At 59.8% G+C, this 11,517-nt stretch carries 11 protein-coding genes; 3 read left to right on the top strand and 8 right to left on the bottom strand.

The features are described from left to right. Positions 1 to 123 precede the first annotated feature (123 nt). The 5 genes from glmM to WCA10_RS24130 form a co-directional block, all read right to left on the bottom strand. Entirely contained in the window at positions 124 to 1,497 is a 1,374-nt protein-coding gene (gene glmM, locus WCA10_RS24150) for a phosphoglucosamine mutase (RefSeq protein WP_472825103.1), read from the bottom strand. Between the two features lie 4 nt (positions 1,498 to 1,501). Beyond that, positions 1,502 to 2,848 (bottom strand): exodeoxyribonuclease VII large subunit, encoded by a 1,347-nt coding sequence (gene xseA / locus WCA10_RS24145; RefSeq protein WP_472825102.1) that lies wholly within the window; start codon positions 2,846 to 2,848, stop codon positions 1,502 to 1,504. A gap of 111 nt (positions 2,849 to 2,959) precedes the next feature. After that, positions 2,960 to 3,292, bottom strand: coding sequence for an Hpt domain-containing protein (locus WCA10_RS24140; protein WP_472825101.1), 333 nt, complete (start codon positions 3,290 to 3,292; stop codon positions 2,960 to 2,962). A 10-nt stretch (positions 3,293 to 3,302) separates the two neighbouring features. Continuing rightward, positions 3,303 to 3,674 carry a response regulator gene (locus WCA10_RS24135; protein ID WP_472825100.1) on the bottom strand — a complete coding sequence of 124 codons (372 nt, stop codon included), beginning with the start codon at positions 3,672 to 3,674 and terminating at the stop codon, positions 3,303 to 3,305. Between the two features lie 23 nt (positions 3,675 to 3,697). Continuing rightward, positions 3,698 to 7,186 carry a PAS domain S-box protein gene (locus WCA10_RS24130; protein WP_472825099.1) on the bottom strand — a complete coding sequence of 1,163 codons (3,489 nt, stop codon included), beginning with the start codon at positions 7,184 to 7,186 and terminating at the stop codon, positions 3,698 to 3,700. 385 nt (positions 7,187 to 7,571) lie between these two features. On the opposite strand from WCA10_RS24130, the gene WCA10_RS24125 reads away from it, so the two are divergent. Next, positions 7,572 to 8,498 carry a S1/P1 nuclease gene (locus tag WCA10_RS24125; protein ID WP_472825098.1) on the top strand — a complete coding sequence of 309 codons (927 nt, stop codon included), beginning with the start codon at positions 7,572 to 7,574 and terminating at the stop codon, positions 8,496 to 8,498. Positions 8,499 to 8,551: 53 nt separating this feature from the next. Here WCA10_RS24125 and WCA10_RS24120 read toward each other — a convergent pair whose 3' ends face one another. The 3 genes from WCA10_RS24120 to WCA10_RS24110 form a co-directional block, all read right to left on the bottom strand. After that, positions 8,552 to 9,001 (bottom strand): DUF2062 domain-containing protein, encoded by a 450-nt coding sequence (locus WCA10_RS24120; protein ID WP_472825097.1) that lies wholly within the window; start codon positions 8,999 to 9,001, stop codon positions 8,552 to 8,554. Positions 9,002 to 9,252: 251 nt separating this feature from the next. Beyond that, positions 9,253 to 9,924, bottom strand: a complete 672-nt coding sequence (locus tag WCA10_RS24115) for a uridine kinase family protein (RefSeq protein ID WP_472825096.1) — start codon at positions 9,922 to 9,924, stop codon at positions 9,253 to 9,255. Further along, entirely contained in the window at positions 9,921 to 10,787 is an 867-nt protein-coding gene (locus WCA10_RS24110) for a purine-nucleoside phosphorylase (RefSeq protein ID WP_472825095.1), read from the bottom strand. Before WCA10_RS24110 ends, WCA10_RS24115 begins: the two co-directional genes overlap by 4 nt. Before the next feature lie 110 nt (positions 10,788 to 10,897). Here WCA10_RS24110 and WCA10_RS24105 point away from each other — a divergent pair, with 110 nt between their 5' ends. Continuing rightward, positions 10,898 to 11,179: a DUF2277 domain-containing protein gene (locus tag WCA10_RS24105; RefSeq protein WP_472825094.1), complete on the top strand. Its 282-nt coding sequence runs from the start codon at positions 10,898 to 10,900 to the stop codon at positions 11,177 to 11,179. Beyond that, positions 11,176 to 11,457 carry a hypothetical protein gene (locus tag WCA10_RS24100; RefSeq protein ID WP_472825093.1) on the top strand — a complete coding sequence of 94 codons (282 nt, stop codon included), beginning with the start codon at positions 11,176 to 11,178 and terminating at the stop codon, positions 11,455 to 11,457. The genes WCA10_RS24105 and WCA10_RS24100 overlap by 4 nt, the downstream gene beginning before the upstream one ends. Positions 11,458 to 11,517 lie beyond the last annotated feature (60 nt).

The raw sequence follows: 11,517 nt of genomic DNA, 5'->3' as shown, positions 1-11,517 counted from the left end.
TACGCCGCAAAGAACTTCCCTCGCAGATCGTTCGAGTATGGTTCCGGCATCTGGGTGTGCGGACAATCGCCACCTTTAGCTTGCAACACAAATGACCCCGTGCACAGTAACTAGTGAAATGCTCTAGGCCCCCAACTCCGACCGAATCGCGTTAGCAATCGCATCGGCGTGCCGCCGCATCGCCTCTTCGCTCTCGGCTTCGATCATTACCCGTGCCAGCGCTTCGGTTCCCGAGTACCGGATCACAACGCGCCCTGAATCCTTCAACTCTTCTTCCGCCGCGCGAATGCTCGACGCGACCGCCGCAATCTCTTCAAGCGGCTTTTTCTCGCGCACTCGCACGTTCACAATGACTTGTGGAAACACCTTCAAATCTTGCGTGAGTTCGTCCACGCTGTTGCCCGTGCGGGCCACCAGATCCAACACAACAAGTGCTGTCAGAAGACCGTCTCCGGTTGTTGCAAGGTGAGGGAAGAGAATATGTCCGGACTGCTCTCCACCGAGTGCGGCGCCGTGTTGGTGCATCTGCTCGAGTACGTATCGGTCACCCACGGGAGCGCGCAGCATGCGAATTCCCGATCGTTTCAGCGCTGCTTCAAGCCCCATGTTCGACATGGTGGTCGCTACGACAAGATCGCCGGTCAGCATTCCACGCGCCTTCAGGTCCCGTGCGGCCATCAACAGAATCCCGTCGCCGTTGATGACGTTTCCATGCGCGCCGGCCAGCATGCACCGGTCCGCATCCCCATCGAAGGTCAGCCCGATTCCCGCCTGCCGCTTCTGAGCTTCCGCGGCAACCCATTGCGGATGCAGTGCGCCGCAGCCGTCATTGATGTTGCTGCCGTCCGGCGAAATGTTGAGCAGCGCAAATTCTTTCGGAATCCGCGCCCCCAACCTGGCAAACAATTCGGGCGCAACCGCCGATGCAGCGCCATTTGCGCAGTCGGCAACGATACGCAAACCATCCAGCCTCAACCCCGGCACGCAATCGATGAGGAACTGAAGATAGTCCTCGGCAAGAGTCGCGTTGTCGTCCACACGCGGAAGTCCTGACACCTCCGGCACAATGGCCTCTTCGGCGTGCCGGATAATCTCGTCCTCGATCGAAGCCTCCACGGCATCCGGAAGCTTGAAACCGTCCTGGCCGAAAAGCTTGATTCCGTTATCGCGCCAGGGATTGTGGGAAGCGGAAATCACCACTCCCGCATCAAAGCCGTGTGCTCGCGCGAGGAACGCCACCGCGGGAGTAGGGACCACACCGGCTGATTCCACGCTCACTCCGGTTTTGCGCAGCGCGTCGGAAATAGTTGCTGAGATCCACATGCTCGACTCGCGTGTGTCGCGGCCGAGAATGACTTTTGGCTCATGACGGCCCTGCAGTGAGTGTCCAAGCGCCAAACCGGTTGCGTGGATGGTTCGCACATCCAACGGCGGTTCGCCCGCGATGCCTCGAATCCCGTCGGTGCCGAAGAGCTTCCTTGTATTTCCTTTGCTCATAGCCTCACTTCTTAGGTCTTCTCCTGCCAGATGCTTCGTCAACGGTGCTGCTGAATTCACCGTCATGCAGGCGGGTTTTGACACGCTCTCCCCGCACGACTTGACTCACCGAGCGAATCACTGCACCGTCAGAGTCCAGCACCAGCGCATAGCCGCGTTCCAGTACGGCCAGGGGCGACAGCGAACGCAATCGAGCATCGAGCGCTTCGACTCGGGCACCCCATCTGCGAAGGATCCTCTCGAGCGAGCGTTCCAGTCTTGTTGCTCCCACTCCAAGCCTCTCCTGCATACGCGCCAGCATTTGTCGGGGTTCATGATGCAATACATCGGCCGCAAGTTCAGCCGCGAGTCGCTGTCGAGCGCGCACCATTTCGCTTACGCTCGACTCCATGCGAAACCCGAGATCGTCCAGCTGCTGGCTAGCTCGATGCAGCATCGCCGTCACGCGCCGTTCCGCTCGAGCCAGCGGAACGTTGTCCAGCAACTGCCGCGCGTGCAGCAGCTGAAATCGCGCCGCTCGCTCCACTCGATCCGCCAAAGATTCAACGCGCTCGGCTACACGATGCTGTGCCTCGGTAATCAGTTCCGCGGCGGCCGAAGGCGTGGGAGCCCTTAAGTCTGCCACGAAATCCGCAATCGTAAAATCCGTTTCATGTCCAATTGCCGAGACAATCGGCAGGCTTGACGCGACAATTGCCCGCGCCACCCGCTCGCTGTTGAATGCGCTCAAGTCCTCAAGCGATCCGCCGCCGCGCGCGATGACAATGACGTCGACCAGGCCGCTGGCGTTCAACTGAAACAAAGCCGATTCAACTTCACCTGGGGCCTGTTCACCTTGGACTGCCGCAGGGCACACAACTACATTCAACCCCGCATGACGGCGTCCCGCGATGTTAAGGAAGTCGCGGATCACAGCGCCGGTCAGCGAAGTTACAATTCCCACCGACCGCGGAAAAGCCGGGAGAGGCCTCTTGCGCGCAGACTCAAAGAGTCCCTCGGCTTTCAATCGCTCCTTGAGCTGTTCAAAGGCCAATTGCAGCGAGCCCGCGCCCACAGGCTCGATGGTTTCACCCACCAGCTGTAGTTGCCCACGCTGCGCATACACGCTCACGCGTCCCCGCACAAGTACATGCAGTCCATCTTCCGGCTTGAAGCGCAGCAGAACCGACTGTCGGCGAAACAACACGACTGGCAATTGGGCATCCGCGTCTTTCAGCGTGAAGTACAAATGTCCCGAAGGCGCGGGGCGGCAATTCGATATCTCCCCTTCGACCCAGATGTCGCTGTACTGCTGCTCAACCTGCTCGCAGACGCGCTCGACAAGCTCGCGCACAGGCCAGATGCGGCGCATTTGTGGCGGCGCTTCAAATGTCAGGTCGAGCTGTCGCACAGATATGTCCTGTCGAGTCACCACTACGAGTGTAATTGCTCAGGTGTGATGAGAGGTGCGGTGGGAGCGCGGCTAAGGGCGACTGGCAACGATCGTCCGGAGCTGTTCCGCAATCTGTGCAAGGCGTGCAGAAATCGCGGCGGAGCCGTCCAATGTCCCCGCGAACAGATTTTCCGCTTCACGAGCCAGTTCCGTTCCTTCGTGCAGGCCGAAGGTTCCCAGAACGCCTGCCAGCTTGTGTGCGTCGGAACTTGCCGTTTGCTGTTCAGCGGCGCCAAGCGCACCGTTGGCGGCGCTCTCTGCCGCCTTCTGCAGGGTCGTGACGCGTTCCACCATCTGTGGCAGGAACTTCGTCCACAGCCGATTCATGGCTTCAGTCAGCGGCGATCCCACCGTGTCGCTCACCTGGCGGGCCTCAGCTCCACCCCAGAATGCCGGCAACCTGTTGCGAAAGTGTCATCGGGTCGAACGGCTTCACCAGCACGGCTTTCACGCCAAGATCGGCAAAGCGCGAGCGATCCGTCGCCTGAACCTTTGCGGTGAGCAGCATAACTGGAATGTGTGCCGTCGCCGGGTTCTTCTGTAATTCCCGAAATGTCGCCGGACCGTCCATTCCCGGCATCATCACGTCCAGCAGGATCGCGTCTGGCTGGTAAGTCGTGGCGCGCGCCAATCCCTGGGCGCCCGAACTGGCCACCATCACTTCCCAGCCCGCCACTGTCTCAAGGCTCAGTGCAGCTATTTCGCGGATATCGTCTTCGTCATCAATGATAAGGATGCGATGCATGAACTACTTCTCCAGAATCGGCCTCAGGAACCCTGGCCGGCGGAAACCTCGGATACGGACTCTTCGACTTCCTGCGAACTGCGCAGCATCGTCAGTACCAGGGCTTCCAGTTGTTCGGGTTCAACGCTGGCCTTGGCCAGGAAGTGACTCAAGCCTAGCACCAGTTGCATACGTTCTGCCTGCGTCAAACCATGGGCAGAATAGGCCACCAAGGGCGCCCGGTTCAAATCTTCGTGCTGCCGCAGCCAGTCCACCACGTTGAATCCATCTCCATTGGGCATTCCAATGTCGAGGATAATGAGGTGGGGCTGCAGAGTCAGGCACTCATCCATCGCTCCCTGGCGCGTATGTGCCACGCGGACGACGATTCCTTCGCGTCTGAAGATCTCGGCGACAACCTGTCCAAGATCGAGATCGTCTTCCACGACGAGGATGCGTGCCTGTTCCCCCGGAGAGCAGAGGACCTTCACCAGTTCGCCTAGAAGAGCATCGTCGCTTGGCCTCGGGAAGAGACGGTCCGCCTTGTGATTCAGTTCCGCCGCCGGCTGCGGATGCGCCACGCCCAACAGCACGACCGGAGTGTGCGCCTCCGGATCTTCGCGGCGCAGCATTGGCAGTATCTCCCATCCGTTGATGCCGTCAATGGTCGTATCGAGCACAATTGCTGAAACGCCATCGTGAGCAACCGCGACCGCCTGGTCGACGGTCGTGGCTTCCACCACGCGGTATCCATATCGTGAGAGTTGATCGGCAATCAATGGCCGGGTCGCGCCATTTGTATCGGCTACGAGCACGGCACCGTGAGCTGCGGGGCTCGATTCACCTTCCTCTGTCTTTGCAGCAACCGGCTGATAGGGCAGAAAGACCCTGAATGTCGATCCGCGAACCGGATTTCTCTCCGCCCAGATTCTCCCACTGTGCTGCAGGACGATCGCACGGCAAATCGCCAGTCCAAGGCCGCTGCCACCCTTCTGGCGCGAGTCCGATGCATCCACTTGCTGGAATCGACCAAAGATCGCTTCGAGCTTGTCTGCGGGGATTCCGCGGCCCTGATCGATGACCGAAAGCGTCACGCCGCTGGCGCCCGAGCGCAACATCACAGAGATTGCTGAATTGGCCGGCGAAAACTTGATTGCATTCGACAACAGGTTTGTCACCACCTGAAGAAGGCGATCCGGATCGGCCGTGACCTCCACCTGTGTCTTGTCGTGGATCAGCAGCACCCCGGCCTCATCCGCCATTGGCTGAACGCCGTCGATCGCCTGGCGCACGATTTCGCCAAGTTGGATCGGCTTGAACGTGAGCGGCTCGCGGCCGCTCTGGGTGCGCTCGAGATCGAGAATGTCGTTGATCAGCCGGACGAGGCGCTCGGAGTTGCTGAGCGCAATACGCAGCAGGTTCGCAGCCTTCTCGTTGATCACGCCGAGCATGCCCGACGAAAGCAGTCCCAGCGCGCCGCGAATCGAAGTCAGCGGCGTGCGCAGTTCGTGGCTTACCGTCGAAACGAATTCGTCCTTCATGCGATCGAGCGCATACCGCTGGCTGATGTCTCTGAAGCTGAGCACCGATCCCGAGAATCTTCCCTGGTCGAGAATCGGGTTCAGGAAGAACTCCGCCGGGAATCCGGTGCCGTTGCTGCGGAAGATTGTGCCTTCCCCGGTCACGGATTTCCGCTGTCCCGAAGCTCGCCTCAGCGGACAATCTTCAGGGCATTTCTTGTCCGGCGGCGCAGTGCCGTGCACGAGTTGGTGAACCGGCTTGCCGATCAGGTTCTGTGGCCGCGCACCAAGAAGCCGCGCTGCCGCGGGGTTGGCAAACCGCACCAGGCCATTGCGATCGACACCGCAAATACCGTCGGCCACCGATCCCAGCAGAATCTCCTGCTGGCGGCTCAGTTCCTCGGCGCGTTCGCGCTCGCGTGTCCGCGCAAGCATCTGCGCCAGCGACCCGGCTACCGTTTCCATGGCCGCGGTGGTCTCGCGATCTTCGCGAATTCTTGCGTGGCAGTAGAACTCGAGCACTGCCAGCACATGATTCCCAACCTGCACGGGGGCAGCCCAGCCCGATACCATCTTGCTTCGAATGGCCGCCTGCACGCGCGGACTGGTTGTCAGCACTCCCAAATCGGATGCCCAAACCAGACGGCCCTCTTTCCACGCGCGTCCCGGCAGGCTTCCGCCGGGAGCCAGCGTGATCCCCATGCTTTCCTGAATCAGACCTTCGGCACCTTTGCCCGGAACACCCCATGCCGTGTTGAATTCGAGTCGGTTTTCTTCAGCGTTTACGTCCCACTTCACCGCGACGTCCCAGCCCTGCGAAATACAAAGCGCTTCGAGCACGCGCTTGGTGGCAATCTCTGCCGAGATGTTTTCGCCCACAATCTGGCTTACTACGAGTTGCAATGCCAGGCGGTGCTCGCGCTGCTTCTGCTGGGTTACATCGTGCAGAAGGCATTGCACGGCCAGCGGTTTGCCGGCGCGTCGGCGCTGATGCAGACTCATCTCCAGCTCAAGCACGCGACCGTCTGCCGTCTCGGTGCGCAACGGAGCTCGATCCACCGTCACGCCATCCAGAGCCTTTTTCAGCAGTGCAGCCACTTCTTCACGGCAACCCGCCCCGAATACATCGGCGAACGAATCTCGCTCCAATGGTGCGTTTCTGTCGAGACGAAACGTCTGCCGCCACGCGGGATTGGCGTAAAGAAACTTTCCCACCATGTCGAGTGTCGCGATCATTTCGCTCGAATTCTCAAACAGGTCGCGATATCGATCACGCGGGATGCGCAGACCTTCGCCCGGCGTAGTGTTCACCGACTGGTCGAGCGCGACAGCGACCAGCCCGGTCGGTAAACCATCGCGATTGCGGAGCGTGGAAATGTGCAGTCTCACCGGAAAGAGCGATCCATCCTTGCGCCGCAGATGGGTTTCAAAGCTCGGGACCTGGCTTGGCGCCAGGGAATGGACAACCTCGGCGTAGGTTTCGAGGCTGCCTTCCTGTCTGCTTTCGACTGGCTTGTTGATGTCATAGAGCCGGCGGACCTCGGAGACAAGCCGATCCTCCTCACCGGGCGCCAGCAGCTTTTCTGTGCTCTCTTTGTCGACCAGTTCTACCGCGTGGTAGCCGAGCAGTCGCTCGGCGGTCGGATTCATGTATGTGAGATTGCCGTCGAGGCCGATCGAGATCACCATCGTCCCCGCGGAGTCCAGAATGTCCTTGAGGGGATCGCCTGCATACCGTGCAGCCGCTTCGCGCTCGGCGGTGACATCGGCCAGCACGCGCATCAACACCGCCGCGGTCAGCCCCATCGCGGTCATCAGCAAAAGCCAGTCGAACTTCGGTCCCGCCTCAAGCCTTGCCAGGATGAAACCAGCGGCCATCGCTACGGCAAGGACAGACAATGAAGACCAAATCGACGGAGAGTGATTCTCTCCTTCCCAGATCGACTGTCTGGCCAAGTTCGACTGTCTGGCTTCGCGTAAATCCATCGGGTTGCCGCGCTCCTGCGTGTTCACCGGTTCCGCCGCGCCTCAATCTCAACCGAGCCGCAGTTACACCGGAGTAGCTTTTCCGCTGCACAACAAGCTGTCAATCGCGCAGGCGCCTTGGGGGTTTATCGACCGCATCCCCGTAATTCTCTTCTCGCACACTTGAAGCGAGAATACATCCAACTTGCCTCGACTGTATCGAGGTACGAGAGCCCGTCAAGCTCGGGCGAATCGCAAGCGCAATAAGGCTTATCTTGCACCCTTCCACAAATCAGCCTCGGTTTCAAGCGTATGTTACTGAACCAGCGTACCGTTGTACCCGAAATGCCACCGCCGTTCCCTGCGAATTCATCGCGGAGATTGAGTCCCGGCCGAGGCGGCCTTCGGTTCTGCGCGCCGTATACTTGCTTCCATGCGACGGACAACTGCCTGGGACACGCTGGTTCTACCCGTATTCATTCTGCTTGCAAGCGCCTTCTTGCATGCACCTTTCGCCTATGCATGGGGTAACGAAGGTCATCGTATTATCAATCGTTTGGCCATTTCGAACCTGCCCCCCGATTGTCCGGCTTTCCTCCGCTCTGCAGGTGCACTCGAAGAAATCGAATACCTGGGCCCCGAGCCCGACCGGTGGCGCTCTCCCGGCGAACCGGAATTGAACGCAGCCCAGGCTCCGGAGCATTTTATAGACCTCGAACTTGCCGACGCCCTCGGGCCGCTGCCCCGCCGTCGGTTCGATTTCGAGGCGGAGGCGTTCGCCGCCGGCCAACGCCCTGAAAAGATTGGCCTTCAGCCATGGGAAGCTACCGAGGTCTGGGAACGGCTCAAGGCGGCGCTACGCGAGTACCGCCGTCTCTCCGCCGCACATCAGGGCACGCATGCCGTGGAGCAGGCAGCGATCTTCTACGCCGGTTGGCTGGGCCACTATGTGGGCGATGCCTCCCAGCCGCTTCACACCACCGTTCAATACAACGGGTGGACGGGCGCTAACCCTAACGGCTATACCACCGCGCACACGATTCACTGGCAATTTGAAGGTCCATTTGTGGGATCCAACCTGCATGCGTCCGAGGTTCAGCCGCGCATGGCGGCGGTGCACCTTCTCGAGGGGGACGTGTTCGCGGACTACATTGCCTATCTTCGGCAAAGCTCAAAACAGGTTGAAAAGGTCTACCAATTGGAGAAAATTGGCGGATTTGAGGGGCATGGAACGCAGGAATCGCGGGATTTCACCGCCGATCGGCTCGCCGCGGGCGCCAGTATGCTGCGCGACATGATCTATTCCGCCTGGCTCCAGAGCGGCAACCCAGTTCCGGACCCATATTCATCGAGCAAATGAGGAGAGCAACTTAAATAGCGCCACTCGTCCCGCGGCACCCTTCGCTGCTTCAATCAGTCTCCCGATTCGGCAGTCGCCACCTGGGGTACCTTGCGCAGGAGAGGTGTCAACACCAGTGTCAGCAGCAGGACCATGGGAACTGCTGTGACCAGCCACGCTGCCAGCGCTTCGCCTGCCAGACTTCCGGACGCCCAGATGAGCCTGGAGGCAGACTGATGGCCAAGCATCGAAGCGTTGAGCACCGGGTGAACACTGGAGGAGAACAGCCATCCGCCGAGGCGCACAAAAGGAAAGATCAGCGCGATCTGGAAGGGCATGGCGGCATAATTGGCTGCCTGAATCGCAGGCATATTGAGCCGCAATCCCAGAGCAACCAACAGACACAGTGCGGTCGGGATTCCGATGACCGGGATGCAGCCGATGGCAAAACCCAAAGCGAGCGTGAGCGCGAGCCGCTGCGGCGAGATGCCCTGCCGCAACCACGACTCCGCTTTCTGTCGCATCGCTCTGAGTGATCTGCTCATATGATTCCTACGTTATCGGTACAAAACCTGCTGCCGTTTAGATGTTGCGTAAAAGTTCAGTGAACGGTACCAAAATTCGAACCTGATGCCAGTTTGGTGCAGGATCGGGAAGCGCACTGTGACTTCCATCAACAAGCATAAGCACCATTCACAAGCACACACCGCACCACTTTGGATGTATCTTGCGGCTCCAAAGTGTCAATTCTGGCCAGGTTTCGCGGTTTTTCCCTTTATCGAGGTAATCGGAGCAGGCCGCGTTCGCGCATTGCAGACAGTGCCTGTTCGACCTTCCAGTCCAGTGCCGCTGTTCCGTCGATGACGAGGTCGGCGTGGACCGCGGAAGGCCGGACGAAGGCAATACTGGAGGGCCGGACCGTCGCTTCGTACTGCCGGCGTACCGACTCCGGCGTGCGGCCGCGCTCGATGGTGTCCCGTCTCATGCGCCGATCGAAGCAGACATCGTCGGGAGTGTCGAGGTAAACGCGGAGCTGATAAAAAGGCAGCAGATCCGTGTAATAGAGTGCGAATAATCCTTCCACCAGAACGAATGCGCCCGCATGCATCGTTTCGGTGCGATCGGGAACGCGAATATAGTGCGAGAAATCATAGAGAGGCCGCTCAATGGTCTCTCCCCGGCCCAGCGCGGCGATCTGCGCAATGAGCAGCGAACTCTCGATCAGGGCCGGATCGTCGAAGTTCTCTTTGGCTCGTTCTGCCGGCGGCAGGTGCGACAGGTCGAAATAGTAGTTGTCGAGAGGGAAGTGAATGCCGTCAAGTTCGCGGGCGAGTTCGGCGGCGAGCGTGGTTTTGCCTGATCCGGAAGCGCCCGCGATCCCGATGATGCGCGGTGGGAACGGTAGCCTGGGCATCGCCGTCTCAGGGTATTGTGCTTCGTCGCTCACGCCTCAGCTTCCACCAGCGCCGCGATCCACATGGCGATGCGCTCAAGCAACTCCGCCAGTTTTCTTTCCACCAGTTTGCCGGCTTCGAAGACCTCGGAGTGGTTGAGCGGCGTTGCGCTCAGGCCGGAGGCGAGGTTTGTGACGCAGGAGAGACCTAGCACCTCAATGCCCATATGGCGAGCGACGATGGTCTCAGGTACGGTCGACATGCCGACCAGCGTGGCGCCCATGGTGCGGAAGGCCCGAATCTCCGCAGGAGTTTCGAAGCTGGGTCCGCTGACAGCGAGGTAGACGCCCTCTTCCAGCGTCTGGCCCTCCAATTCTGCCGCCTGGGTAGCAACCTGGCGCAGCCGTTTTGAATAGGCCTCGGACATGTCAAAAAAACGGAGTCCGCTGTTGGGGCGGCCGAAAGCGAAACGGGGATCATTGGGGCCCACCAGCGGATTCCACCCCATCATGTTGATGTGGTCGGCGATCAGCACCAGCTGCCCGATCTTGTAACCATCGATAATGCCACCGGCCGCATTGGTGAGGATGACGGCGCGAACCCCCAAAGCGCCCATCACGCGCATGGGGAAGGTGACTTCCTTGAGCGAGTATCCCTCATAGAAGTGCACGCGCCCCTGCATGACCAATACGGGAGTTCCGCCGAGTGTACCGGCAACGAGGAGCCCGGAATGCCCCTCCACCGTTGATTTGGGAAAGTGCGGAATGTCGTCGTAGGGCACAATTACCCGATCGTGCACGGCATCCGCGGCAGCGCCTAATCCTGAACCCAGTACGATACCCAGGCGGGGCTTGAGACTGCCCAGTTTTGCGCGCACGAAGTGCGCCGCTTCAGAAACCTCGTCAAAGTAGCTCATGGCTTGTACCGATAAGTCCGTTCCTGCGATTCTACAACTGCGCTTGTTCCCGATTTGGTATGCGTCTCGGGCTGGAGCGCCGGCGAATCTCTCGCCCGGGGGAGCATCCCATGTGCCGCAATATCAAAACGCTTTTCAATTTCGATCCTCCGGTGACGCCGGAGGAGATTCGCGCTGCATCGCTGCAGTTTGTACGGAAGATCAGCGGCTTTGCGAAGCCTTCGAAGGCTAACGAGGCTGCATTCCTCGCAGCGGTCGACGAAGTGGCCCGGGTTTCAGCGCGACTGCTGGAGTCGCTCGAAACCAACGCGCCGGCTCGGACACGCGAAGAAGAGGCGGCGAAAGCACGTCTCCGCAATGCGCAGAGATTTCCCGAAAGAGTTACACCATGAAGGAGATTGTCGCCGTCATCTTCGGACTCGGCCTCCTTTGCAACGCCTTGCTGTTTGTGCCTCAGGTGCTGGCGGTGTGGCGCAAGAAGACGGACGAAGGAATCTCGCTGATCACGTTTGGCGGGTTCAGTGTCCTGCAGGTGATCGGGGTCGTGCATGGGATCTATCAGCGGGATCCGTCACTGATCCTCGGCATGGCGGCGAGCTTTTTGAGCTGTGGAACGGTGAGCGCACTGACGTTGTTCTATCGAATCCGGCGCTTAAGGGAGCTCAACTAAGGGCGACGTTCCAACCGAAAATCGCTGCCCGGCCGAAGTTTGCATCTAATCCATTGTTGG

It is taken from the genome of Occallatibacter sp. (assembly GCF_049582745.1).
In the GTDB taxonomy this organism is placed as follows: Bacteria; Acidobacteriota; Terriglobia; order Terriglobales; family Acidobacteriaceae; genus Telmatobacter.
The sequence above is the reverse complement of the archived record's forward strand: the minus strand, read 5'-3'. Positions and strand labels throughout refer to the sequence as shown.